Annotated in this window: 21 protein-coding genes and 1 pseudogene; 1 reads left to right on the top strand and 21 read right to left on the bottom strand. The window is 62.4% G+C overall.

The window, feature by feature from the left end; translation table 11 throughout:
• Window positions 1–9: 9 nt before the first annotated feature.
• Window positions 10–159, top strand: coding sequence for a hypothetical protein (locus ACWGKN_RS09725; protein WP_424255868.1), 150 nt, complete (start codon window positions 10–12; stop codon window positions 157–159).
• Here the strand turns inward: ACWGKN_RS09725 and ACWGKN_RS09730 are convergent.
• The 21 genes and pseudogenes from ACWGKN_RS09730 to ACWGKN_RS09830 all read right to left on the bottom strand — a co-directional run bounded on the left by ACWGKN_RS09730 (window position 156) and on the right by ACWGKN_RS09830 (window position 24834).
• Entirely contained in the window at window positions 156–1622 is a 1467-nt protein-coding gene (locus tag ACWGKN_RS09730; RefSeq protein ID WP_424255870.1) for a two-component system sensor histidine kinase NtrB, read from the bottom strand. The genes ACWGKN_RS09725 and ACWGKN_RS09730 overlap by 4 nt on opposite strands.
• Window positions 1612–3411, bottom strand: a complete 1800-nt coding sequence (locus tag ACWGKN_RS09735) for a radical SAM protein (protein ID WP_424255872.1) — start codon at window positions 3409–3411, stop codon at window positions 1612–1614. Before ACWGKN_RS09735 ends, ACWGKN_RS09730 begins: the two co-directional genes overlap by 11 nt.
• A 6-nt stretch (window positions 3412–3417) precedes the next feature.
• Entirely contained in the window at window positions 3418–4638 is a 1221-nt protein-coding gene (gene ftsZ / locus ACWGKN_RS09740; RefSeq protein ID WP_424255874.1) for a cell division protein FtsZ, read from the bottom strand.
• Between the two features lie 106 nt (window positions 4639–4744).
• Window positions 4745–6004, bottom strand: coding sequence for a cell division protein FtsA (ftsA, locus tag ACWGKN_RS09745; protein WP_424255876.1), 1260 nt, complete (start codon window positions 6002–6004; stop codon window positions 4745–4747).
• Window positions 6005–6018: 14 nt separating this feature from the next.
• Entirely contained in the window at window positions 6019–7038 is a 1020-nt protein-coding gene (locus ACWGKN_RS09750) for a cell division protein FtsQ/DivIB (RefSeq protein ID WP_035226002.1), read from the bottom strand.
• 5 nt (window positions 7039–7043) lie between these two features.
• Complete coding sequence (gene murB, locus ACWGKN_RS09755; RefSeq protein WP_052159588.1) at window positions 7044–7964, bottom strand: UDP-N-acetylmuramate dehydrogenase; 921 nt, start codon at window positions 7962–7964, stop codon at window positions 7044–7046.
• A 6-nt stretch (window positions 7965–7970) separates the two neighbouring features.
• A complete protein-coding gene (gene murC / locus ACWGKN_RS09760; protein WP_035225999.1) occupies window positions 7971–9356 on the bottom strand; it encodes a UDP-N-acetylmuramate--L-alanine ligase in 1386 nt (461 codons plus the stop codon).
• A 28-nt stretch (window positions 9357–9384) separates the two neighbouring features.
• Window positions 9385–10491, bottom strand: coding sequence for an undecaprenyldiphospho-muramoylpentapeptide beta-N-acetylglucosaminyltransferase (murG, locus tag ACWGKN_RS09765; RefSeq protein ID WP_452095118.1), 1107 nt, complete (start codon window positions 10489–10491; stop codon window positions 9385–9387).
• Window positions 10488–11879, bottom strand: coding sequence for a UDP-N-acetylmuramoyl-L-alanine--D-glutamate ligase (gene murD / locus ACWGKN_RS09770; protein WP_452095119.1), 1392 nt, complete (start codon window positions 11877–11879; stop codon window positions 10488–10490). Before murD ends, murG begins: the two co-directional genes overlap by 4 nt.
• Window positions 11876–12955: a phospho-N-acetylmuramoyl-pentapeptide-transferase gene (gene mraY, locus ACWGKN_RS09775; protein ID WP_035225995.1), complete on the bottom strand. Its 1080-nt coding sequence runs from the start codon at window positions 12953–12955 to the stop codon at window positions 11876–11878. Before mraY ends, murD begins: the two co-directional genes overlap by 4 nt.
• Window positions 12956–13039: 84 nt before the next feature.
• On the bottom strand, window positions 13040–16099 hold the full coding sequence (gene murF / locus ACWGKN_RS09780) for a bifunctional UDP-N-acetylmuramoyl-L-alanyl-D-glutamate--2,6-diaminopimelate ligase MurE/UDP-N-acetylmuramoyl-tripeptide--D-alanyl-D-alanine ligase MurF (RefSeq protein ID WP_452095120.1): 3060 nt from the start codon (window positions 16097–16099) through the stop codon (window positions 13040–13042).
• Window positions 16100–16127: 28 nt separating this feature from the next.
• Entirely contained in the window at window positions 16128–18023 is a 1896-nt protein-coding gene (locus ACWGKN_RS09785) for a PASTA domain-containing protein (RefSeq protein WP_035225989.1), read from the bottom strand.
• 8 nt (window positions 18024–18031) lie between these two features.
• Window positions 18032–18427: a hypothetical protein gene (locus tag ACWGKN_RS09790; protein WP_035225987.1), complete on the bottom strand. Its 396-nt coding sequence runs from the start codon at window positions 18425–18427 to the stop codon at window positions 18032–18034.
• 12 nt (window positions 18428–18439) lie between these two features.
• Window positions 18440–19347: pseudogene (gene rsmH / locus ACWGKN_RS09795) on the bottom strand (16S rRNA (cytosine(1402)-N(4))-methyltransferase RsmH).
• Complete coding sequence (locus ACWGKN_RS09800; RefSeq protein ID WP_035225983.1) at window positions 19347–19805, bottom strand: division/cell wall cluster transcriptional repressor MraZ; 459 nt, start codon at window positions 19803–19805, stop codon at window positions 19347–19349. Before ACWGKN_RS09800 ends, rsmH begins: the two are co-directional and overlap by 1 nt.
• A gap of 470 nt (window positions 19806–20275) precedes the next feature.
• On the bottom strand, window positions 20276–21106 hold the full coding sequence (panB, locus tag ACWGKN_RS09805) for a 3-methyl-2-oxobutanoate hydroxymethyltransferase (RefSeq protein WP_424255889.1): 831 nt from the start codon (window positions 21104–21106) through the stop codon (window positions 20276–20278).
• A gap of 44 nt (window positions 21107–21150) precedes the next feature.
• Window positions 21151–22218 (bottom strand): Holliday junction branch migration DNA helicase RuvB, encoded by a 1068-nt coding sequence (gene ruvB / locus ACWGKN_RS09810; RefSeq protein ID WP_035225978.1) that lies wholly within the window; start codon window positions 22216–22218, stop codon window positions 21151–21153.
• Window positions 22215–22835, bottom strand: a complete 621-nt coding sequence (ruvA, locus tag ACWGKN_RS09815; protein ID WP_035225976.1) for a Holliday junction branch migration protein RuvA — start codon at window positions 22833–22835, stop codon at window positions 22215–22217. The genes ruvB and ruvA overlap by 4 nt, the downstream gene beginning before the upstream one ends.
• Window positions 22832–23311 carry a crossover junction endodeoxyribonuclease RuvC gene (ruvC, locus tag ACWGKN_RS09820; RefSeq protein WP_052159596.1) on the bottom strand — a complete coding sequence of 160 codons (480 nt, stop codon included), beginning with the start codon at window positions 23309–23311 and terminating at the stop codon, window positions 22832–22834. Before ruvC ends, ruvA begins: the two co-directional genes overlap by 4 nt.
• Window positions 23312–23376: 65 nt before the next feature.
• Window positions 23377–24126 carry a YebC/PmpR family DNA-binding transcriptional regulator gene (locus ACWGKN_RS09825; RefSeq protein WP_035225971.1) on the bottom strand — a complete coding sequence of 250 codons (750 nt, stop codon included), beginning with the start codon at window positions 24124–24126 and terminating at the stop codon, window positions 23377–23379.
• A gap of 45 nt (window positions 24127–24171) precedes the next feature.
• Complete coding sequence (locus tag ACWGKN_RS09830; protein WP_452095121.1) at window positions 24172–24834, bottom strand: SAM-dependent methyltransferase; 663 nt, start codon at window positions 24832–24834, stop codon at window positions 24172–24174.
• Between the last annotated feature and the right edge of the window lie 3 nt (window positions 24835–24837).

Below are 24837 nucleotides of genomic sequence, written 5' to 3' on the forward strand. Positions count from 1 at the left end.
ATTTGACATATGAACACTATCAACGACAAAAAACAAGCGGTTTTCCAGGTCCGATCCGGTCGTTGTTCCCGGCCGGCGACGACTGGCGCCACAACCGCCCATACCGGAAAAAACAAGGCCCAGCCGGCCGGGATCGGCATCGATGGCGGCGGGCCCTAGGCCACCGGCAGGCGGATCGTGAAGGTTGTCCCTTCGCCCGGGCGACTGGCGACGAGGATTTCACCCAGATGCCCCTCGATGATGTTTTTGGTGATCGCCAGACCAAGGCCTGTGCCCTTGTTTTTGTCGGTAAAAAACGGTTTGAAGATCTGGGTCAGCTTGTCTTCATCCATGCCGCAACCGCTATCGCCGATGACGATCTCGATCCGGCGCCCGCCGTCGCTGCTGCCGGTGCTGATCTGGAGGGTGCCGCCGTGCTCCATGGCCTGTGTGGCATTGAGCAGGATATTGAGCAGGGCGCGATACACCTTATCGACATCGACCGCTGTTTCCGGCAGGTCGGGGGCCAGATCGGCGATCACATTGACCTGCTGCTCCCTGAACATCGGGGCGAGAAAGGCCAGAACCTTGTCGATGATGGCGTTGATCTGTCCCCTCTCCATCTTCATCTGCTGCGGTCGGGCAAAATCCAGGAATTCGACGACGATGTTGTTCAGCCGCGTCGTTTCATCGACGATGATCCTGGCCAGATGTTCGTTGCCCGGCGCCACCTTCTGAATCCTTTTTTCGAGGATCTCGGCGGTGCTGCGGACGATGCCGAGCGGACTCTTGATCTCGTGGGAGACGGTGGCGACCATCGTTCCGAGATGCGCCAGTCTCTCCGTCTGGTTGAGTTTCTCCTCGAGCCGCAATCGCTCCAGGGCCTTGCTCTCCATGATCCGGCCGGCGCGGGAGACGATCGTCCGCAGGACCAGGAACAACACCCCCATGACGGCCGCCGACACCAGGATGATCCGGCTCTGCAGGTCGATGATGGAGGCGTAGTTGTTCGACAGGTCCTTGACGATCTCGATGACCCCCATGATGACCTCGCCGCTCTCCCCGTCTTCACGCACCTGGCGAAAGGGGATATAGGCCCTGAGCTGACATCTGACCGCCGGGGCCACCGACAGCAGGCTGAACACCGAGCCGCGGTAGATGAACCGCGAATTGGCCTTGCCCTTCAGGGCCTGCTCGTATTCCACCCCGCCCTTGTCCTTCACCCCGACCAGTTCGGGGACGGTCGAGTAGGAGATGATATTGACCCGTGAATCAAAGATGGTCACGGAGTCGATCTTCAGGCCCTGGATCAGACCGCGGACGATCCGGTCGAGGTTCTCGAACTGCTCGGGGTTACTGAGGGCGATGCCGCCGTAGCGCACGACGGCAGGGAGGACAAAGCGGCGAAAGACCTGCTGGTTGATGTTTTCGGCGAGGAGCAGCACGTACTCCTGGCTCTGCTCGAGCATGACCCGGCGGGCATGGTTCGAGATGATCCACGACAGGATAAGGGTGAAGACGAGGATAACGCCGAGACTGGTAAAGGAAAAATACTTGACCAGCTTGAATGGCTGCAGGCCGGTGTCGAATTTCTGCCGGCGGATCGAATCAAACACCTCCTGCGGGTCCTGCCTAGATTCCATGACACACCCCGCAACGGCGACAGATCGCGGTATCGCACGGCGGCGAGGTCTTCTCGGCGAAGGCTTTCCGGTATTCCCGCCAGAGATAGCCGCGGCCGATGCCATGATCGAGGATGTCCCAGGGAAAGACACTCGTCTCGTCATGGCCGCAGATCACGAATTGCTCGACTTCCAGCTGCTGCCGCGCCATCGCCTTCTTCCATGGCGACCGGTTGGTGACCATGTCCAGCAGGACGGCGGCCAATCGGCGGTCCCCCTTGGCCAGCAGCGCCTGGAACAGAACCTGTTCCGGCCGGTCATGGGTGAGGTGGACATTGGCCAGCCCTGTTATCCCGGCACGGAGCAGTTCCTGGCGGCGCCGGAGTTCGGCGACGACCTGACGGGCATCCCCATGCTCACCGGGCGGCAGGGGCTCGCTCAGGCCGAAGGGATGGTACTGGAACGGGGTCCAGGGCTTGGGAGCAAAGCAGTTGACCGAGATCCTAATCTCGCACAACCGGCCCCTGGACCTGCCGATCGGGTCGATCCGCTCCTTGATCCTGACGACGAGAGCCAGGAACTCCCGCAGGTCGTCGTCGGTTTCGGTCGGCAGGCCGATCATCAGGTAGATCTTCAACTTGAAGAGGCCGGCCGTCACCAGCTGTTCGGCGGCCTGGAGGAGATCGTCTTCGCTGATGTTCTTGTTGATGACCCGGCGCAGCCGCTCGGAACTGCCGTCCGGAGCGATGGCCACGCTCTTCAGCCCGCTCCTGCCGAGCAGTTGCAGCAATGGCCGGCTGATCCGGTCGGCCCGCAGCGAGGAAAAAGACAGGGCGCAGCCATTCAGTCCGATATGGTCGGCAATCTGGTCGAGAGCGGCCGGATCGGCCATCTCCATGCCGAGCAGCCCGATGCGCCTGACCGAGGCGTCGCGGGCCTCGAGGCCCCTGATCACCGCCGCCACATCCCACAGGCGGGGGGGCCGATAGACGAATCCGGCGGTACAGAACCGACAGCCGCGCGAACAGCCCCGCCCGAGTTCAGTCAGATAGAGGTCGGCGAACTCGGCCTCGGGAGTCAGCAACTGCGAATGCCCGGCAACGGCGCAGGCCGACAGACTTGCCTTCCTGATCCGCGGCGGCAGCCCGGCCGGCCGGTCGAATCCAGCGAACCGACCCCGCTCGTCATATCGCGGAGAATACAGCAGGGGCGCGTAGCAGCCGGAAAGGTCACGGTTGATCGACCGCAGCAGATCCCGGCGCGAGGCGGAGCCGGAGAGGCCGGCGGCCAACGCTCGCATCAACTGCGGCAGGACAGGTTCGGCCTCGCCCACCACAAACAGATCGACAAACGGCGCCAGAGGCTCGGGGTTCATGAAGGCGACCACGCCGCCGCAGACCAGCAACGGGGAATCTGCCGAGATCACCGGATCCCGTTTTTCGGCCCAGGGTTCGATCCCGGCGGCAAGGAGCATCGCCACCAGGTGCTGGTAGTCGTGCTCGAAGCTGATGGAGATGAAGATGAGGGAAAAATGGCCGAGCGGCCTGTCTGACTCGATCGAGCGGAGAGACTTCCCCGCGGATGGCAGGAAGAAGCGCTCGCACACGACCGCCTCTTCCTCATTGAGCAGGCTGTACACCAGTTGGAAGCCGAGACTCGACATGCCAACCTGGTAGGTGTTCGGATAGACCAAGGCCACCGGCAGGCGACCGGTCCATTTCTTCAGGAATCCCCCCCGTTCCCTGTCGAGGAGCGCCTGACGCGGACTAATCCCGGCTTTTCCCGGTTTCCGTCTGTCGATTCCAGCCACTCCGCCTTAATTGGCCTTTTTCCGGAGATAGGTCGGGGTCTCCAGATAGTCGTCGTTCCAATTGTTGTTCCTGCGCGCCCTTTCACCCTCGTTGATATTGGACACCCCGAGGTTTTCAAATGAATCGAAGTTGGAACCGGGAAGCGGTGCGACCCTGGGATGACGATTGGCCTGGGCAGGTACCGCGGTCGTCTGGACCTCCGGCTCGCGAATCTGCTTTTTCTTCACCAGATCATCCACCTGGGCGATCGTCTCCTTCTTCTTGAGGACATCACCGATGCCGGTGGCTATGACCGTCACCTGCAGGGCATCTTCCAGCGAATCGTCATAAAGGGCGCCAACCACAATTTTGGCATCCTGGTCGACTTTTTCCTGGATCAGGGCCGAGGCCTCCATGAACTCGGCGAGCGTAAAACTCTCCTCCGAGGCCGAGATGTTGATGATCAGCCCCCGGGCGCCATCGATGCCGACGTCTTCGAGGAGTTGATTGTCGATCGCCCGTTTCGCCGCCTCGATGGCCCGGTTCTCTCCCACCGCCCGACCGGAACCCATCACCGCCGGCCCCACCTCCCGCATCACCGTGCGGAGATCGGCAAAATCGGCATTGATCAGGCCCGGCATGTTGATCAGGTCGGTGATCCCCTTCACCGCCTGGAGCAGCACCGTGTCCGCCATGCTCAACATGTCGGCGAGTTTGCTGGTTTTCTGCATCAGCGACAGCAGACGGTCGTTGGGAACGGTGATGATCGTATCGGCATATTTCTGCAGTTCCTTCCAGCCGACCTCGGCATTGCTGGCCCGGTGACGGCCTTCAAAGCTGAAGGGTTTGGTCACCACGGCCACGGTCAGGGCGCCAAGTTCCTTGCTGGCCCGGGCCACCACCGGCGCGGCACCGGTACCGGTACCGCCGCCGAGGCCGGCGGTGACAAAGACCATGTCGCTCCCCTTCAGGGCCGATTTCAGGTCCTCCAGGGATTCCAGAGCGGCCTGGGCCCCGGTCTCCGGGTCGGCGCCCGCCCCCAACCCCTTGGTAATGCCGGGGCCGATCTGGAGACAGATGTCCGCTTTTGACAGATTGAGGGCCTGCTTGTCCGTATTGGCAACGATGAATTCGACCCCCTGGAGCCGATTGGTCACCATGGTATTGATGGCGTTGCCCCCACCGCCGCCGACACCAATGACCTTCACAGTTGCAACACCTTCCTGCTCCGCCATTCTGAACGGCATAATCTCTCTCCAATATTGACTGGACCTTTAAGTCACAAGGTCAATAATTCGTATTAATTTACGGAATATAGCACTTGCGGCCATTCCCTCAACCAAAAACTCGGCACTACATTATTTTTTTAAACCACCCCTTCATCTTCCCGATCACCGACATGTCATTCTGACGGTTTTCCCGCCCCTTTTCACGACCATACATGACCAATCCCACCGCCGTCGTGCATCGGGGCGAATACACCTCATCGACCCGCCCGGAGATGCCCGTCGGATAGCCGATGCGGACCTGCATATCGAAGATCTGCTCCGCCAGGTCAACCACATTGGCCAGCAGGGCGGTCCCCCCGGTGATGACCACGCCGCCGTTGATCCGATTCTTCTGCCCGGAGGCGACCAGTTCCCGATCGACCATCTCGAGGATCTCGATCATCCGGGCCTCGAGGATATCGACCAGCACCTTCTGGGTGACCTTCCGCGGCTCGCGGTCGCCGACCGTCGGCACGTCGACGACCAGGTTCGGCTTGATGATCGAGGCGATCGCCCCGCCGAAGTCCTCCTTCAACCGTTCGGCCTCCTGCAGCGGCGTGCGCAGTCCGACCGAAAGATCGTTGGTGAGGTTGTGTCCGCCGAGGCCGATCTCGCAGGTGTGACGGATGGTGCCGTCACAGAACACCGCGACATCGGTGGTGCCGCCACCGATGTCGACCAGGGCGACACCGAGCTCCATTTCGTCCCGGCTGAGTACGGCGTTGGCCGCGGCGATGGATTCCAGCACGATATCGGCAACTTCCAGCCCGGCCTTGTTGCAGCAGGTGACCAGATTATGTACCGCGCCGATATCAGCGGTCACCATATGGACATTCGTCACCAGCCGCACCCCGGTCATCCCGATCGGGTTCTGGATGCCGGTGTGATCGTCGACCATGTATTCCTGCGGCATCACATGGATGACCCGCTGGTTCTCCGAGATCTTGACCGTGCGGGCGGCGGTGATCACCTCATCGATATCGGCCTTCTTGATCTCGCGATTGTTGATCGCCAGGATCCCCGGACTATTGAAGCCCTTGATATGGTTGCCGGCGATCCCGACATAGACGTCGACCGCGCGCAGGTCGCAGCCGGCGGTCTCTTCCGCCGCCCGCATGGCCTGCTTGATGGAATTGACCGTGCTCTCGATATTGACGACAATACCCTTTTTCAACCCCTGCGAGGGAACGATGCCGACACCGATGATCTCGGTGGTCTCATCCGACACCTCACCGACCACGCAGCAGATTTTGGTCGTCCCGATATCAAGGCCGACAACAATTTCTCCCGGTTCCCGCTCCATCTCCACCTGGTCGGAGGCCTGATCAATCTCAACTTCCTGCATTTCATCCATCCTGTTCAACCTGATCCGCTCTGTGCCACCAGCACCTTGTCTTCCAGATAATCCATCCGGATATACTCCACCCGGGAAATCTGCATTTCTTTCTCTTGTTTCTTATACAGAACTTCGAGCACCTTCACCAGTCGATTATATTTGGTCTCCGCCTTCCCTCGGCCAAAAAAAATAGGGAACGGATATTCCACAAGGAAAATAACCAGTTCTCCGATATCGTTGACATGCATTTCCGAAACCGCCTGCATCGGCAGATTCGGATTGTTCTTTTGGGTCTGCCGCAGGAACCCGAGGATGTCGGTCAGCGCCTGCCGCCTCCGCTCTTCCTCCTTGACCCGTTCAAGGCCGGTAATGACGGGGAGATCGATATCCATCCCGGCACCGACCCTGATGAAGACCTTGCCGTCCCTGTTCATATAGAACAGCCCGGAATCATCCTTTTCACCAAGGCGATAAACCATGGCGAACGGTTCATGTTCGGTGACCCTGACAATGACCGACGACGGCCAGTCGCGTTCGACTCTGACTGAACTCACCAATGGGTTTTCGGCGATCTTCCTCTCCACTTCAGCGGTATCGAGCCGCAGGAGATTGGATCGGTAGAGGACCAGTCCGGCCTGGCTGCGCAAGGCGCCCTCCTTAATGGCCGAACCACCGATAACGGTTACCTTGTGCAGTTGAAAAATCGGCAAGGCCGGCATGATACTCCGCCACCCCTGCCACCCCCGCCCGACCTGATAACCAACAGCGACGACGAGAAACAGGACTACAACGACAGCGATCCTGACCACCGGGATCTTCGTCGGTTCTTTTCGCCGGTAGCCCTCATCCCTGACCACCTTCTTCCTGGAAAACAACTGGAGAAGCGAGGACAGCGGAATCCGTCGCTTCTTCTTTTTGACGGTCCTCTTGTCGCCGTAGGCTGTCTGGAACTGGGGATCGAACGAGCGGTAGCCGGCTTTTTTCTTCCGACGCGAAAAAAATTTCCCGATCTTCCCTATGCCATCCTGAATCCGCTTCTTCATAGCTTTCAGAGGAAATGAACCTCGGGTTCCAGCTCAATACCGCTGTCCTGCCGCACCTTGTCCTGCACCAGCCGCATCAGGGTCAGGACATCGGCCGCCGTGGCGCCGCCGGTGTTGACCAGAAAGTTGGCGTGCCGCTCCGACACCATCGCCCCGCCGACCCTGGTCCCTTTCAGGCCCGCGGCCTCGATCAGCCGGCCGGCGGCATCGTCGGCCGGATTCTTGAAAAAGGAGCCGGCGTTGCCCTGCCCCGGCGGCTGACCGGCACGTCGCCTGGCCTGCATCGCCGCATGCCGCCGGCGGATCTCCTGCGGGTCGTCCACCTTCAGCTCCAATTCGACCGCGACCACGACCGCTCGACCGCCGAATTCGGGGAAGTCCCGCCAGCAGCGATAGCCGAAATCGAGACTGTCCCGACACAGGACCCGTTCGCCCTCCGGTCCGAGAACCGTCACCGTCCTGATGACAGCCGCCATGTCTCCACCCCAGGCCCCGGCATTCATGATCACCGCCCCGCCCACGGTACCGGGGATCCCGCCGGCGAATTCGAGGCCGGTCAGCCCCCGGTCCATGCAGACCGCCGCCGTCTTGGCCAGGCTGCAGCCGGCACCGAGTGCAACCATGCAGCTCCCGGCCCGGCAGCGACCGAATTCCATCTGCCGGAAACCGTTCCCCAGCAGGATGATGACCCCGGCAAAGCCCTCGTCCCGGACCAGGAGATTCGTGCCGCGGCCGATGATCCGCCACGGCACCCGCGTCCGGCCGAGGAAGGCCAGCAGCGCCGCCAGTTCCCGGCGGTCACGAACTTTGGCCAGGGCCTCGGCCGGGCCGCCGATCGCAAACGAGGTGTAGCCGGCCAGGGGACAGTCCCACTGCACCGGCGCGGTGACGATCCTGCTGAGTTCCTCCCTGATCGCGGGGTCCATACGTTCCTACTGGTGCCGTTGATCGAGGAGAAGGAGCAGCTCTTCCCCGACCTTGACGATATTGCCGGCGCCCAGCGTCAATACCAGATCATTGTCCTGCAGCAGCGGCGGCAACTCCGCCGCCATCGTGCCGATATCGGCGATATACAGGGTATTGCGCTGCCCATGGCGCTTGATTTCCTCGAGCAGCACCCGGCTGTTGACCCCTGCGATCGGCTCCTCGCTGGCAGCATAGACCTCGGTCATGACCAGGACATCGGCCTGGTGGAAACAGGTCAGAAATTCCTTGAACAGCGCCTGGGTCCTGCTGTAGCGGTGCGGCTGGAAGAGTACCACCAGCCGCTTCTCCGGCCACGCCTCCTTGATCGCCGCCAGCGTCGCCCGGATCTCGGTGGGATGATGGCCGTAATCGTCGATCACGGTGACCCCGGCGACCTCGCCCTTCTTCTGCATCCGGCGCTGCACCCCGGCGAAGGTGCGCAGGGCCCCGGCAATGACGCCGAACGGGATTTCCAGTTCCAGTCCGACGCAGACAACCGCCAGGGCGTTATAGACATTGTGCCGGCCGGGAGGGGCGAGATCGAGGCCGCCCAGTTCGGCACCACCCTTCTTCACGATGAAATGGACCCGGCCGTCGCGGAAAAAGATGTTCTCGGCGTAAACATCGGCCTGCGGGTTCAGGCCGTAGGTGATGATCCGCCGCCCGATCGACGGCAGCAGGTCGACGATGTTCTGGTCATCCAGGCAGAGGACGGCGGCCCCGTAGAACGGGATTTTGTTGATGAACTGGAGGAAGGTCTCCTTGATATGGTCGAGGTCGCGATAGTAGTCGAGGTGCTCGAGATCGATATTGGTCACCACCTCGACCACCGGCGACAGCTTGAGGAAGGAGCCGTCGCTCTCGTCGGCCTCGGCGACGAGGAAATCGCCCTGCCCCAGTTTGGCGTTGCCGCCGAGACTGTCGACCTTGCCGCCGACCACGATGGTCGGATCGAGCCCGGCCCGGGCCAGGAGCCAGGAGACCATCGAGGTCGTCGAGGTCTTGCCGTGGCTGCCGGCGATGGCGATGCCGAATTTCTTCAGCCGCATCAGTTCGGCCAGCATCTCGGCCCGCTGGATCACCGGAATGAACTGCTCCCGCGCTGCGACGACCTCGGGGTTGGCAGCGGCGATGGCCGAGGAGGTGACGACGACATCGGCGCCGGTGATCCACTCGCCCCGATGCCCCTGGTAGATCGTGCCCCCCAGACGGCTGAGATTGGTGGTGATCGCCGAGCTGTGGAGATCGGAGCCGGAGACCGTATAGCCAAGGTTCAGCAGCAGTTCGGCGATACCGCTCATGCCGATGCCGCCGATCCCGACAAAATGGATGTGTTTGGTTTTCCTGTACATGGTTGCCTTTTAAAGGCCGGTATCCGGCTTATCTCCCGCTGATCAACTGCCGGCAGACGGCGACAATCGCCTGCGCCGCCTCCGGCAAAGCAGCCTGCCGCATCGCTGCCCCCATCTTCGCCCGCACAACCTGATCTCCCGCCAGTCGGCCGATTTGTTCGGCGAGCAGGTCGGCGGTGAGGTCTTTTTCCCGCACCATCAGGGCCCCGCCGCCCCGGACATAATACTCGGCGTTTTTTTCCTGGTGGTTGTCGGCGGCGAAGGGGTAGGGAACCAGGAGCGCCGGCAGGCCAAGGACCGCCAGTTCGCTCAGGGTCGTGGCCCCGGCCCGCGATACCACCAGATCGGCACGGCCGTAGACATCCGGCATATCGCGGAAAAAGGCGGCCACCTCGGCCGGAACCCCGGCCTGGCGGTAACTGGCCGTGATCTCCGCCTCATCTTTTTCCCCGGTCTGGTGGATCAGGCGGAGGCCGCCCAACCGCTGTCTCCCCGCACCACAGAAGGCGTCCCGGACCAGCATGTTCAGGGCATGGGCCCCCTGGCTGCCGCCCAGCACAACCACCGTCAGGCCGGTTGCCGGCTCCGGGCGCACGCGGCGGGCCAGATCGGCGATCCCCTGGCGCACCGGGTTGCCGGTCAGGACACATTTCCGGGCCGGGAAAAACCCGTCGTTGTCCGGCAGCGACAGACAGATCCGGTCGACGATCGCCGCCAGCTTGCGGTTGGCCAGGCCCGGCACCGAATTCTGCTCGTGGATGACGGTCGGGATGCCGAGCGTCCGGGCGGCGGCCACCACCGGGCCGGTGACATAGCCGCCGACCCCGAGGACCACATCGGGCCGGAAACGGCGGATATGGCCGATGGCCTGGACAAACGACAGCGGCAGCACGAGCAGCGCCCTGACCAGCTCGATCGGGTTCTTGCCCTTGAGCCCATGGCAGTCGACGCTGCAGCCGGTGAAACCGTGATTGCCGAGGCTGACCGCATCCATCTTCCGTTTCGTGCCGACAAAGAGCACCTGGGTGCCGGGATACTCGGTGCAGAAGGCCTCGGCGGCGGCGATCGCCGGGAAGAGATGGCCGCCGGTGCCGCCACCGGTCAGCATCAGATGGATCGGCCGCCGTCCGCTCATACGCCCCCGCCGGCGGCCGCCGGTGCGGCCGTCCCCTTCAGCCCCCGCACCGCCGCGGCAAACACATCGCCCCGGTGGGCGTAGCTGGTGAACATGTCGAAACTGGCACAGGCCGGCGACAGCAGCACGGCATCACCCGGCTGCGCCGCGGCCTGGGCCAAACGGACGGCTTCCTCCATCGTCGCAGCCCGGTCGAGCGGTGCGGCCCCGGCCAGCGCCGCCGCGATCTGGTCGGCGGCCTCGCCGATCAGGATGACGCACCTAGCCTTGTCCCGCACCCCGTCCTGCAGCAGGGCATAGTCCTCGCCCTTGTCCCTGCCCCCGGCGATCAGCACCACCTTGCCCTTCACCCGGGCCAGGGCGGCCAGGACGGCGCCGGTGTTGGTCGCCTTGGAATCGTCGTAGTAGGTGATCCCATCGATCCGGGCCACCTCCTCCACCCGGTGCCGCAGCGGCTGAAAGGCCAGCAGGCCGGTCAGGATTTCTTCCGGGCTGCAGCCGGCCGATCTGGCCGCCAGGATCGCCGCCGCCGCGTTCATCAGACCGATGGCGTTGGCCAGCCGGCTCCCGGCAAGATCGTAGATCTCCTCCTCCGGCCAGCGCACCACGATCCGGTCGCCGTCGATCCTGGCCCGGCAGTCGGCGCTATGGCCGAACAGCAGAACCCGGCCGGTGATTGTCGTCAGCGCCTGGCGGCAGAAGGGATCGTCGCCGTTGAGGATGGCGGTGTCGGCCGCCCCCTGGTTGGCGAAGACCTTCAGCTTGGCCCGACTGTAGCCGGCCAGACTGCCATGGCGGTCGATATGGTCGGGGGTGATGTTGAGCAGCAGGGCGATATCGGGTCGGAATCCCCCCGCCGTATCGAGCTGGAAGCTCGACACCTCGAGGACCACGGCGTCGGCTCCGGCCCCGTCCAGGAGATGGGTAAAGAGGGGCGTTCCGATGTTGCCGCCGACAAAGACCTTCTTGCCGGCCACCTGCAGCAGCTGGCCGATCAGGGTCGTGACGGTGGTCTTGCCGTTGGTGCCGGTGATGGCGAGCACCGGGGCGGCGAGGACCGGGGCGGCGACCGCCAGTTCGCCGACGATTTCGCCCCCGCGCCGCCGCAGATCCTCGAGCAGGGGCAGGTCGAGCGGGACCCCGGGACTGACGAAGACCATGTCGACCCCGGCAAAAAAGGCGGGACTGTGGCCGCCGGCCTCCCAGGCAACCCCGGTCTCCTGGAGGAAGCCGCCTTCCTGGGCGACAAACTCGGCCTCACGGCGGCTGTCGGAGACGACGACCTCGGCCCCGCAGGCCGACAGGTACCGGACCGCCGCCCGACCGGACAGTCCCAGGCCGATGACGGCAACCCGCATTCCCGGTTTGATCAAGGGGTTGGTTCTCATCGCAGCTTCAATGTCGCTATGGCCAGAAGACCGAGGAGGACCGAAACGATCCAGAAGCGGACCACGACCTTCGACTCATGCCAGCCTTTTTTCTCGAAATGGTGATGGAACGGGGCCATCAGAAAGATCCTCCGCCCATGGGTCATCTTGAAGTACCCGACCTGCATGATGACCGACAGGGCCTCCAGGACGAAGATGCCGCCGACGATGGCGAGCAGAAATTCCTGCTTGATGATGATCGCGACGGCACCCAGGGCGCCGCCCAGGGCCAGCGATCCGACATCGCCCATGAACATCTGCGCCGGATAGGCATTATACCAGAGAAAGCCGAGGCAGGCACCGACGATGGCGCCGCAGAAGATCGCCAGTTCGCCGCTGCCGGGGACATAGGGGATCTGCAGGTACTGGGAGAGTACCAGGTGACCGGCGAGATAGGAGAAGACCAGGTAGACCGCGGCGGCGATGATCGTCGGTCCGGCCGCCAGGCCGTCGAGCCCGTCGGTGAGATTGACCGCATTCGAGGCGCCGACGATGACGATGATGGCGAAGATGACGTAAAACCAGCCGAGATCGGGATTGAGATTCTTCAGGAAGGGGAGACTGAGGTGGCCGTCGAAGCCGGGGTGGAGCAGGATATAGAGGCCGACAACCGAGGCGCCGGCGATCTGCAGGACCATCTTCCAGCGGGCGCTGAGCCCCTTGCTGTTGTTCCTGCTGACCTTGCGGTAATCATCGACGGCGCCGATCAGACCGAAGAACAGCGTGATAAACTGGAGCAGCCAGACCAGGCTCGAATCCAGCCGGGCCCAGAACAGGGTCGAGAGGGAGATCGAAACCAGGATCAGCAGACCGCCCATCGTCGGTACCCCCTGCTTGGCGAGATGGGTCACGGGGCCGTCGTCCCGGACCACCTGCCCGATCTGCAGGCGCTTCATCGCCCGGATGAAGGCCGGGCCGAAAATATACATGATCAGAAACGCCGTGATGGCGCCGCAGATGCACCTGAAGGTGATGTAGCGGAAGACATTGAAACCGATAAAGGTGGTGTGGAGGGGGTATAATAAATGATACAGCATCGGGTCATTCTCACGTGTTCAATTTGGGGTCGGTCCGTCCTCAAGAAACAGAAAACAGCTTTGTACATTGATCACCGTCATTCCTCAAGCCTTTCCTGTCAACCGGGAGACGACAGTCTCCAATTTCAATCCACGTGAGGCCTTGACCAGGAGCCAGTCCCCCTTGCCAAGTCTCCCATCCCGCACCAGATCCTCGATCCACGCTGCCGCCTGCTCTTTGTCGGCAAACACCCTGACCCGTTCCCCACCCATTCCGGCCAGGATCGCCGCCTCGGCCACGAGCAGGGCGAAATCACCGACCAAACCGAGGTAATGAACCCGGCATTCGGCCGCCAGCCTGCCCACCTCCCGATGCGCCGCCTCGCTGCTGTCGCCGAGTTCGAGCATGTCGCCGAGAATCGCGGCCGACACCCGCGCCTGCATTTGGGCAAGGGTGTGCAGGGCCGCCGCCATCGAGGCCGGGTTGGCGTTGTAGGTATCATTGAGGATGCCATAACCGGCAGGAGCCGCAATCATCTCCATCCGTTTCGTTGCCGCCCGGAAATCGCCGAGGCCGGCCGCGATCGCGTCGCCATCGGCACCTGCCGACCAGGCGAGGGCGGCGGCGGCCAGGGCGTTGGTGACGTTGTGCGGGCCGGCGGCGGTGAGCCGGATATTGACCGAACCACCCGGGTGGTGCAAGGTGAAGGTTATCCTGCCATCGCCGCCGACCTCGATTTCCGTCGCCCGGAAATCGGGCAGCGGAGTCCCTGCCGCCGTCTGCAGGCCGAAGGTGATCTGTCGCTGCCGGTATTTCGCGGCACAATCTCCGACCAGCGGATCGTCGGCGTTGACGACCAGGATCCCATCCGGCGAGGTCCCGGCGAACAGCTCCTCCTTGGCCCGGGCGACCCCTTCGATCGAGTGCAGTCCTTCGAGGTGGGCGGCATGGATGTTGGTGATGCAGCTGATATCCGGCTCGGCGATCGCCGCCAGGCGCGCGATTTCACCGAACCGGTTCATCCCCATCTCGATCACCGCCGCCCGATGCCTGACCGTAAGCGGCAGCAGCGACACCGGCATGCCGATCAGGTTGTTGAAGTTGCCGGTCGTCTTCAGCACACTGTCGACCGGGTTATCGGGCCCGGGCGGCCAGTGCCGGGCAAGGATCGCCGCGGTCATCTCCTTGACCGTCGTCTTGCCGCAGCTGCCGGTCAGCCCGATCACCACCGGGGCAGTCAATCGTCGGATCAGCCGCCGCCGGTAGTTGGCCATATCTCCCAGGGCGTGCTGGGTATCGCCGACCACGACCTGCGGCACAGCGCCGGCGTATCGTGTCTCGAGGCGCCGCGACACGACGATACAACCCGCCCCCTTGGCGACGACCTGGCCGACAAAGTCATGGCCGTCAAACCGCTCGCCCTCGAGAGCAACGAAGATATCCCCGGGCTGGACGGCACGGCTGTCCGTCACCACCCGGCCGAGGAACTCAGTGCGTGTCGTTTCCGGTCCTTCGCCGCCCGTCGCCGCGACAACGGCACCCACGGTCCAGCCGCTCAGGACATCCATCGCCTCGAGGCGGTCGTCGAAAAATCGTTTTTCCCCGCCCAGCAGTTGATATTGCTCATGGCCCTTGCCGGCGATCAGCACGATATCCCCCCGGCCGGCGGTGCGGATCGCCAGTGCAATCGCCTCTCCCCGCCCGGCAACGATGACGCAGCCCCGTTCGCCCGAGTCCCTGGTCGCCAGCCAACCGACCGGCCGACAGGGCATCCCGGCGGCGGCGACACCGGCCGCCACCTGCTCCCGTATCGCCTCCGGCCGTTCGCTGCGGGGGTTGTCATCGGTCACGATCACCACCTCGCTGATCTGCGCGGCAATCCCCCCCATCACCGGCCGCTTGCCGGCATCGCGGTCGCCGCCGCAGCCGAAGACGCTGACCAGTTGTCGATGCGGCAGGGCGGCCAGCGCCGCCAGCACCTTTTCCAGGGCATCCGGCGTGTGGGCGTAATCGACCAGGACGACAGGCCGACCAGCGGTATCGTCACCGTCGATCGCCACCCGCTGCAGCCTGCCGGGGGCGCCCTGCGCCCGGGCGAGCAGGGGCAGCGCTTTGCCGGTCGGAATCCCGAGCGCATGGACCACGGCGAGCGCAACCATGACGTTGTCGGCGTTGAAGCGACCGACGAGCGGAGAATGGAGGGAGTGCCCGCCGTCCGGGGTTGCCACCGTCATCCGGTTGCCCCTCAGGTCGGCCTCAAACCCGGTCAGCCGGATATCGGCTTCCGGATGGGCGCCGCAGATCAGCGCTCGAATCCCTCGATCCCGGCACTGCAGGGCGAGCATCCCGGACCAGCCGCCTTCCTCGGCGGTCCCCTGGGGATAACCGATAACCGCCTTGCCCGCCGCCTTCAGGTGGTGGGTGAACAGGCGTGCTTTTGTTTCAAAATACTCATACATATCGGCATGATAATCGAGATGATCACGCGTCATATTGGTGAAGGCGGCGACATCGAATTGGATGTTGCCGATCCGCGCCTGGGCCAGGGCATGCGAGGAGACCTCCATGATGACATGGCTGACGCCGGCATCGGCCATCCGCCGCAGCAGTTCCTGCAGGTGCAAGGCGTCGGGTGTGGTATGGGAGGCGGGCAGAACGGCCTTTCCGCCGGCGGCGGTATAGCGGTAATTGACCGTCCCGATGACGCCGACGGCGTATCCCAGGCCGGTGAGGATCTCCTCGAGGAGATAGGTGATCGTCGTTTTGCCGTTGGTTCCGGTGATACCGATAAGCCGCAGCGAAGCCGAGGGGGAGCCGTACCAGGTCTCCGCCATTTCCGCATACGCCTCCTTGCTGTCGTCGACGGCGACGATGCAGGCGTCCCCGGCCGGCGCCGGGGCGGGGGTGAAACGTCCCTTCTCGACGACGACGGCGGCACAGCCGCGACGGATCGCATCATCGATATAGACATGACCGTCGAGCAGAGTGCCGGCGATGGCGACAAAGAGGCTGCCGGGGAGAACCTGGCGTGAATCGGATGTTATTCCGGCAACATGAGGCATCCGATCCTGCCCCCCTGTCCCTGTCCGGATCACCTCGTGGGGCAGCCTGCCGAGAAGCTGTGCGAGCGGCACCGAAGAGCGGTTCATTGATGTGCCGGTCATGATCTCTTTCCCTGTTCCTCACCCATCGCTACCGTGCCTCCTTTTGCAACGGTTCTTTTTTTTCCAGATTTTTCAGGCGAACAGCTTCTTCTTTCTGCAGCACGAGGACACATTCACCATTTTTTGCCAGCAGCTCCCCGGGCTTCGGCTCCTGCCCCGTGACCTTGCCGGTGCCGACGATCCGAATCCTGACATCCGCCTGCCCCAGTGTCCGGAGGGCCTTCCGCAGGCTCATCCCCTTCAGATCCGGCATCGGGAAGACCTTGTCCTCCTCCGATAATGAACCGACCCTGATCGTTCGGTCCTGCATGGCATCGTCTTTTGCTGCGGTATAATTGATCTTCTTTTGCTCTCCGGGCGACACGACATCGGAGACCGTCATTCCCACCTGCTGGAGGACGGCAATCCGTTCCACCACCGAATCGACCGCCTTGGCCAGATCCATGTCCTCCGTCTTTTTGGCCCTGACCTCGATAGCCGGAGCCTCGACCACCATCAGCAGGACCAATTCGGGATGGAGGGAGGGCACAACGGTAAGCTGCAGGCGGTGGCGATTCAGATGCCATAAGGATTTTTTCCCCGTCGCCACCAGATTTTCCGTCTCATAGGAGACCGAATCGAGTTGGCCCGGTTGCGACTGCCCTGCCAGCAATCGCATGATTTCCCGCGACGTCTGGGCTGAAACGGTCTGCTGGCCGATGAGGGATTCCTGCCTCCCCGGCAGGGGGTACTCCCTCTTGGTCTCCGCATCAACCAACTGTGAGACCGCCCTGGCCCGGATTTTTTCCCCGCTGTTCAACAGACAGGTCACCGAGGTCAGCAACTGCAACGGCGTCAGGAACTCCGGCACCGTATCGAAGTTCTCCTCTTCCTTGGCAACTATCTCATGCATCTCACTTGATGCCGACAGCAGTTTGCCGTCTTCGATAAACTCGGGCGGCAGCGGTTCGTTGAGACCGATCCTGTCCCAGAGCCGAACCTGGCTGCCCAGACTCTCGTCGGGAGGGATCAGGCTCCACGGCAGCTGGGCCCCGGTCACCTCGTTCTGACTGTTCAACAGGGCGGCATCCCGAAGAAAGCGGCGAATTTGGACAGGAAGCAGCATCGGCTCCAGAAACAGGTTGGACAGCACTGCCTCCGGATATTCCCGGTAATTATTGGGGTTGTAGGCAGGGTACTGCACCGACGCCACCATCGCCCCGGACCCGGCATCCATCAAATAGGCCCCGGCTTTGACGCCCGGCTGGCGGGCAATAATGTTTCCGACCAGTTTCTCGAGGATGCCCTGGATCTTCAGATCGATCGTCAAGACGAGATGGGGGAAGCCCCGGAGATGATCGGCATTCTCCTCGCTGACCGTCGTGTGCCGGCTGAGCAGTGAATCGTAATAGTACTCGATTCCCGAGAGGCCGATGTCGTTTTCGGCGAAACCGACAAGGTGGGCGGCTGTTTCTTCCTGGGGATAGAAGCGGGCCTTCTCCTGGCTCAGAAATATCCCGGGGATATTGAGCTTTTTGACCGATTCCTCCTGCTGCTGGCTGATATTCTGCACGACCCAGGTCCGCAGGGCATCTCCCTGCAGTCTCTCGAGGATCTGCTGACTGTCGACCCGCAGGACGGAGGAGAGCTTGGCCGCGGTCTCCTCGGCTGACGGGATCTCCCTCATCCTGGCGCAGACCGAGACCTTCGGGAGCGAGACCGCTATTTCCTTGAAATTGCGATCATAGATTGTCCCCCGGGTGTCACTCCCGGAATCCATCGATTTCCGGGCGACATCAAAAAAATCCCGTACCCGGATGAACACCTTGTGGAAGTCTATGTAATGCCAGGCAACACCGGACAGTACGATCAGGAGGATGGCAAACAGGATCGCCGGTCTACGCCCGGTATTCTTCCTCGTACGTAGACGGGATTGTTTTGCCATGTTTCCACTCAGAGATACCTGAACTGCCCGGAAGCGCGATGATACCTGAGCACCTGCCCCTTTTCCGGCTTATACAGAGAGAGCGCGCCACCGGCAACCGAGGTGACCTGTTCCGGTGTCAGCAGCCGTGATCTCTCAGCCTTGAGCAGGCTGTTGGTGATCATGAGATTGTAATGGAGGTCGTCGGCTTTAGCAATAGACTCCTCGACACCTGATATCAGGTGACCGAAGAGGAGTTGCATCCCGAGCACCACCGGCAGCAGGACCACCAGGCCTTTACCGATGGCCTTCCAGACCTGGACACCGCCCGGTAGTTCAATACTGCCGGTCCGATTCAGATATTGCCGTATCCTGATTGGTACGGCGGAACGATAACACGCGTGCGTTGATCCCTGATACAACATGACTCTCCCCCCTCATTGTTCCGCTTTTTTGCAGGCGACCCTCAACCGCGCGCTGCGAGAGCGCGGATTGTCCTCCATTTCTTCGGCCCGCGGCATGACGGGCTTTGCCGTGAGTATTTCCAACTGTTTGTTTTGACGAAATTTTCTTTTCACTATCCGATCCTCGAGAGAGTGAAAGGAAATCACGCACAATCGTGCGCCGGGCTTCAACAGCGGCACGGCCTCGTCAAGTATCCGGGCCAGGTTTTCCAGTTCGGTGTTGACGGCGATGCGCAGGGCCTGAAACACCTTGGTCGCGACATGGATCCTCTTCGGATGGAATCTCCGCGGCACCGCTGCCGCCACCAGCCCCGCCAGCTGCCGGGTAGTGCGAATCGGATCTTTTTCCCGCGCCCTGACTATCTCTGCCGCAATCGGCCGGGCCTGGTATTCATCACCAAAATAAAAAAAGATATCCGCCAGTTGTTCTTCGCTACACGACGCCAGGAGGGAAGCAGCCGTTGTATCCTGGCGGATATCCATTCTCATGTCGAGGGGCTCGTCCCGCTGGAAACTGAACCCTCTCCCCCCCTGTCCAACTGCAGTGACGACAGGCCGATATCTATCAGCACGCCGTCCACCCGGTCGATTCCCAGCCCCTCGAGGCCGACGACGATCTCGGCGAAATTGCTCCTGATAATCGTCAGTCGCGAACCGAAACCGACCAGGCGCTTGCGGCTCAGCTCGATCGCCGCTTCGTCCCATTCAAAGGCGATCACCCGCCCGTCCGGTGCACAGCGGGACAGGATGGCCGCCGTATGTCCGCCCAGGCCGAGGGTACCGTCGACATAGAGGCCTCCCGGCACGGGATCGAGGTACTGCAGCACCTCGTCGAGCAGGACCGAGCGATGGATCTCTTCGATCGCCGCTTCCAGACCCATCAGAGGATCCCGAGACGGGCAAGGCTCTCGCCGAAATCGTTGAACGTCTCGCCGGTCGTATCGTTATCCCGGGTCCAGGCGTCCTTGTCCCAGATCTCGATCCAATCAAGCATTCCGGTCAGAACAACATCCTTCTTCAACCCGACATCCTGCCGCAGGTTCTGGGGCAACAGGATCCGCCCCTGCTTATCGGGTACACATTCGGTGACGCCGCCGATGACATAACGGACGAAACTGGTGATACCCTGCTGCCCCTTGCCTTCCGTGAGCAACGTGTTCTCCAGGATATCCCAGGCGACAAGCGGATAGGCACGGAGGTGCTGCTTGCCCCAGGCGGTGATCATCAAGGTCTCAGACTCATACTGGCGAAGCACTTCGCGGAAACGACTGGGAAAGTTCAACCTTCCCTTGTCATCAAGTGTGTGTTCCGACCGGCTGCGAAATCTGCTCTTGATCATGAAACCGCCGTTCTCCTCCCCCCAACCACCAGCAACCACCTTTCCACCACTTTGCCCCACTATCTGATCTTTTATCTCAGGATGAGTGATGCTGTCAAGGAAAAATACATGTAACTTCAGGCAGGTAACCAATTCGACAGGAAGTGCGCGATGTAACTATATATAGACTAACTAGACCAACTTATACCACATGAAGTGTATAGAAATTTTCCGCGGAATTCCCGCCTCCAGCCCATCGTCGCTGGCAACAGTCGACGTGGCCTTATATTTCAAGCACGGCGTCAGCAATCAGGCCTTGAACCGACATTCCTGAACAGAGCATGTGGCGAAAAGTGGATAAAGATGGGAGAGAGATACAGCCAAAATGACAAGTTCGGGACGAGAACCGGGAAGGCCCGGTCGGAGGGGCGCTGTATTGGGATGGCAGGCGACCTCGGCCGTAAGGACCGAGGTCGCCCCGTGGTGAGATGCTATTCCGCCAGGAGTTGGCGGTAATCGATACTGTCGGCGAAGCTGTGCTCTACGCCCGGATAGGAGCCACTGCGCACCTCGCGGTTGTAGCCGGCAACCGCCGCCTTGATCAGCGGCGCCAGGCTGGCATACTGTTTGACGAATTTCGGTTGGAATTTCTCGAACATCCCGAGCATGTCATGACCGACCAGGACCTGGCCGTCGCAATGGACACCGGCCCCGATGCCGACGGTCGGAATCGACAGGGACGAGGTGATGACCTCGGCCAGCCCCGCCGGCACACACTCAATCGTCAGGGCGAAGGCCCCGGCCTCTTCCAGGGCCCGGGCCTCGGCGACCAGCCGCCGCGCCGCCGCGAGGTCCTTGCCCTGGACCTTGAAGCCGCCGAGCTGACTGGCGGTCTGGGGGGTGAGGCCGATATGGCCCATGACCGGCACGCCGGCCTCCACCAGCCCCTTCACCACCCCGCACATCTCGAGACCGCCCTCGAGCTTGACGGCGTCGGATCCGGCCTCCTTCATGATCCGCAGGCCGTTGAGCACCGCGTCCCGCACCCCGGTATGGTGGGAGCCGAAAGGCATGTCGCAGATCACAAAGGCCTGTGGCGCACCCCGACGCACGGCGGCGGCGTGGTGAATCATGTCTGCCATCGTCACCGGCACCGTTGAATCATAGCCCAGCATCACCATCCCCAGCGAATCCCCGACGAGGAGGATATCGACCTCGCAGGATGCGAACAGTGCCGCCATTGAGGCATCGTAGGCAGTCAGCATCGTGATCTTGCCGCCGCCGGCCTTCATCGCCTTGATATCTCTGATTGTCTTGCGCATCATGTCTCCTCTGTTCGGGGGTTGGCTGCTCTGACCTTCAGCACTCACTGATCTTCCAGCTCTTCAAACAGCGATGGGTGATTCTTCAGCCGGGACGGCGACTTGCGCTGAAAATGCTCATACGCCTTGACGGTCGCCACCCGCCCCCGCGGGGTCCGTTTGATGAAACCGGACTGGATGAGGAAAGGCTCATAGACGTCTTCAAGGGTGTTCTTCTCCTCGCAGACCACGGTCGCCAGGGTCTCCAGGCCGATCGGTCCACCGTGGAACTTGTCGATGACGGTCAGCAGGATGCGGCGATCCATGTCATCGAGGCCGAAGCGGTCGACCCCGAGCAGATCGAGGGCCGCGTCGGCAACCCTGGCATTGACCACCTGGTGCCCCCCGACCTCGGCAAAATCCCGCACCCGGCGCAGCAGGCGATTGGCGATCCGCGGCGTGCCGCGCGACCGCCGCCCCAGTTCCAGCGCCCCGGAGTGATCGACCCGCATTCCCAGCAGGGCCGCCGAGCGGAGGACGATGGTGACCAGTTCCTCCGGCGAGTAGAATTCGAGCCGCAGCACGACGCCGAACCGATCGCGCAGCGGCGGGGTCAGCAGACCGGTGCGGGTGGTGGCCCCGACCAGGGTGAAGCGGGGCAGATCCATCTTCACCGAGCGGGCCCCCGGCCCCTGGCCGATGATCAGGTCGAGCTGGAAGTCCTCCATCGCCGGGTAGAGCACCTCCTCGACGACATGGTTGAGGCGGTGGATCTCGTCGATGAACAGCACGTCCCCTTCCTGCAGACTGGTCAGGATCGCCGCCAGGTCGCCCTGTTTTTCGATCACCGGACCGGAGGTGACCTTGATCCCGGCCCCCATCTCGTTGGCGATGATATACGACAGAGTCGTCTTGCCGAGACCGGGAAAACCGTGGAAGAGGACATGGTCGAGCGGTTCCCCCCTTCCCCTGGCCGCCTTGATGAAGATATCGAGGCTGCGGCAGACCTGCTTCTGGCCGATATAGTCAGCCAGCCGCTGCGGCCGCAGGGCGTGGTCGTTCACCGGTTCCCGGCTGAGCGGCTGGGGGTTGACCAGACGGCCATCGACGGCGATGTCTTCTTCCCTGTTCATGCCAGCGCCCTCAAGGCCTCCTTGATCATCTCTTCAAAACTCATACCACCGAAGGCCTCTTCGCCGATGCGTTTTTTCACCGCCGCCAGCGTCTGCCGGGCCACCGGGTCGGGATAACCGAGATTGGCGAGGGCCGACAGGACATCGTAAACCGCCGATCCCGGCCGGGCCGGGGCAGCGGCGACAATGCCGGCCAGAGATGCGTCCGGCGCCAGCCGCCCAACCTTGTCCCGCAGTTCGATACAGATCCGCTCCGCCGTCTTCTTGCCGATGCCGGGCAGCGCGGTCAGGCGCTTGCCGTCGCCCTCGGCGATGGCCCGGCACAGCTCGCCGGCCGCCATCCCGGAAAGCACCGCCAGGGCTAGTTTCGGCCCGACCCCGGCCACCGTCTTGAGCATCAGGAACATTTCCTTCTCCTGCTCCTCGAGAAAGCCGAAAAGGACCAGGGTATCCTCGCGGACATAGGTATGGATATGAAGGAAGATCTCATCGCCCTTGTCGGGCAGGCGGGAGATGCAGTCGGTGGTGACATAGACCTCGTAGCCGACGCCCGCCACATCGACCACCACCCGGTCGTTGTGTTTGAACAGTATCCTGCCTGATAGCGCAGCGATCATTTCGTCACCCGGTACTGGTTGGCATGGCAGATGGCGACGGCCAGGGCATCGGCGGCGTCGGCGCTGGGCGTGGCCGACAGACCGAGGAGGACCCTGACCATGTGCTGGACCTGGGTTTTCTCGGCCTGGCCATACCCGGCCACCGCCTGTTTGACCTGGCGCGGACTGTAATCATGGACCGCCAGACCGTTCTGCATCGCCGCCACCACCGCCGCGCCGCGGGCATGGCCGAGCTTCAGGGCCGAGCGGGGATTGGCGGCGAGAAAGACGTCTTCGACCGCCGCCACCGCCGGCTGGTTCACTTGAATGACCTCATTGACGCCATCGAAGATCTCGTTCAGCCGGTGGGCGAAGGGATGTTTGCGGTCGGTGACGATCGTGCCGCAGGCGATGAAGCGCAGCCGCCCGCGGTCGATTTCGATCACCCCGTAGCCGGTTATCCGGGAACCGGGATCAATGCCGAGAATCCGTTCCATTGCCGGCAGCCCGATCATTGCCACGGCGCCGCTGCCGCCGGAAAGTGGCGCTGCACCGTCGCCCCTTAAGAAATCTGCTCCATGAGCTCGTCATCGATATCGAAGTTGGCGTTGACATTCTGGACGTCATCGTGATCTTCGAGATTCTCGAGCAGTTTCATGAGACTGCGGGCATTCTTCTCGTCGGTGACCTCGACCGTGTTCTTCGGTATCCGGGTGATCGAGGCCTCGAGGAAGGTCAAACCGGCCTCCTCCAGCGCCGTCCGCACCGTATCGAAATCCTCGGGCGCCGTCAGCACCTGGTATTCGGTCTCCTCCTCGACCACGTCCTCGGCCCCCGCCTCGAGCGCCATGTCCATCAGCTTTTCTTCGGTGATCAGGGATTTGTCGACCTGGATCAGGCCTTTTTTCTCAAACATCCACGACACGCAGCCGAACTCGCCGAGGTTGCCGCCGCTCTTGGCGAAATAGTGCCGGATATCGGCCACCGTGCGGTTGCGGTTGTCGGTCATGCAGTCGACCAGGACGGCGACGCCGCCGGGACCATACCCCTCGTAGAGGATCTCCTCGTAGACCTCGCCGGCGATTTCACCGGTCCCCTTCTTGATCGCCCGGGCGATATTCTCCTTGGGCATATTCTCGGTCTTGGCGGTGTTGATCGCCGCCCGCAGCCGGGAATTACCCTCGGGGTCACCGCCGCCGCTGCGCGCCGCCACGGTGATCTCCTTGATCAGCCGGGTGAAGATCTGACCCCGTTTGGCGTCAATCGCCCCTTTCTTCCTCTTGATCGTTGACCATTTCGAATGACCTGACATACCTTCCCTATCTGTTGATCGATATCCTCTGACCGGGGTCGCCCCTCAGTCGCTTTCATTCATCCCATCCATGCCGACATGGTCCGGAATGGCGGTGGCGGCAACCGCCTCCGGCCTCCGGTATTCCATCGCCAGGACAAAGACCTCGCGGCTCTCGACCCGCGAACTCTTCGGTTTGAGCACCTTGACCATCGCAAAACGCTGCTTGACCTCGTCGACAAAGGCCGGCAGGTCCTCGCCCTGGAAGACCTTGCAGATGTAGTGGCCGCGGTCGAGCAGCAGGATCTCCGCCAGGGCCAGGGTCCGGCGCACCAGATCGATCGAATGCTGGGCATCGGCCCAGCGGTTGCCCGTGGTTTTCGGCGCCAGATCGGAGATCAGCACCTTGAAGGCCGGCCTGATCCGCCGCACCAGAGGCACCAGTTCCGGCTCCATGATATCCTGGCAGAGCCAGTGGATCGGGGCGCTGCCGGGCCGGGGAGACTCGACCGCCTGCTGCAGGTCGACCCCGACCACGACGCCCTTCGGACCGACCACCTCGGCGGCAAACAGCGACCAGCTGCCGGGAAAACAGCCGAGATCGAGCACGCTGTCGCCCCGCCGCATGAACCGGTACTTTGCCTGAACCTCTTCCAGCTTATAAACCGATCTGGCCGGATATTGGTCCTTTTTGGCCTTTTTGAAATAGTAGTCCTGAACTTTACGCACGTT

It is taken from the genome of Desulfoprunum sp., from assembly GCF_053613775.1.

Excerpts from the sequence above, each read along its gene's own strand:
- murD (WP_452095119.1), bottom strand. The coding sequence starts at position 11,879 with ATGAGAACCAACCCCTTGATCAAACCGGGAATGCGGGTTGCCGTCATC.
- ACWGKN_RS09725 (WP_424255868.1), top strand. The coding sequence starts at position 10 with ATGAACACTATCAACGACAAAAAACAAGCGGTTTTCCAGGTCCGATCC.
- ACWGKN_RS09785 (WP_035225989.1), bottom strand. The coding sequence starts at position 18,023 with ATGGCAAAACAATCCCGTCTACGTACGAGGAAGAATACCGGGCGTAGA.
- ruvB (WP_035225978.1), bottom strand. The coding sequence starts at position 22,218 with ATGAACAGGGAAGAAGACATCGCCGTCGATGGCCGTCTGGTCAACCCC.
- ACWGKN_RS09790 (WP_035225987.1), bottom strand. The coding sequence starts at position 18,427 with ATGTTGTATCAGGGATCAACGCACGCGTGTTATCGTTCCGCCGTACCA.
- murB (WP_052159588.1), bottom strand. The coding sequence starts at position 7,964 with ATGGACCCCGCGATCAGGGAGGAACTCAGCAGGATCGTCACCGCGCCG.
- panB (WP_424255889.1), bottom strand. The coding sequence starts at position 21,106 with ATGCGCAAGACAATCAGAGATATCAAGGCGATGAAGGCCGGCGGCGGC.
- murC (WP_035225999.1), bottom strand. The coding sequence starts at position 9,356 with ATGTACAGGAAAACCAAACACATCCATTTTGTCGGGATCGGCGGCATC.
- murG (WP_452095118.1), bottom strand. The coding sequence starts at position 10,491 with ATGAGCGGACGGCGGCCGATCCATCTGATGCTGACCGGTGGCGGCACC.
- ACWGKN_RS09800 (WP_035225983.1), bottom strand. The coding sequence starts at position 19,805 with ATGATCAAGAGCAGATTTCGCAGCCGGTCGGAACACACACTTGATGAC.
- mraY (WP_035225995.1), bottom strand. The coding sequence starts at position 12,955 with ATGCTGTATCATTTATTATACCCCCTCCACACCACCTTTATCGGTTTC.
- murF (WP_452095120.1), bottom strand. The coding sequence starts at position 16,099 with ATGACCGGCACATCAATGAACCGCTCTTCGGTGCCGCTCGCACAGCTT.
- ftsA (WP_424255876.1), bottom strand. The coding sequence starts at position 6,004 with ATGCAGGAAGTTGAGATTGATCAGGCCTCCGACCAGGTGGAGATGGAG.
- ACWGKN_RS09730 (WP_424255870.1), bottom strand. The coding sequence starts at position 1,622 with ATGGAATCTAGGCAGGACCCGCAGGAGGTGTTTGATTCGATCCGCCGG.
- ruvA (WP_035225976.1), bottom strand. The coding sequence starts at position 22,835 with ATGATCGCTGCGCTATCAGGCAGGATACTGTTCAAACACAACGACCGG.
- ACWGKN_RS09750 (WP_035226002.1), bottom strand. The coding sequence starts at position 7,038 with ATGAAGAAGCGGATTCAGGATGGCATAGGGAAGATCGGGAAATTTTTT.
- ruvC (WP_052159596.1), bottom strand. The coding sequence starts at position 23,311 with ATGGAACGGATTCTCGGCATTGATCCCGGTTCCCGGATAACCGGCTAC.
- ftsZ (WP_424255874.1), bottom strand. The coding sequence starts at position 4,638 with ATGCCGTTCAGAATGGCGGAGCAGGAAGGTGTTGCAACTGTGAAGGTC.
- ACWGKN_RS09825 (WP_035225971.1), bottom strand. The coding sequence starts at position 24,126 with ATGTCAGGTCATTCGAAATGGTCAACGATCAAGAGGAAGAAAGGGGCG.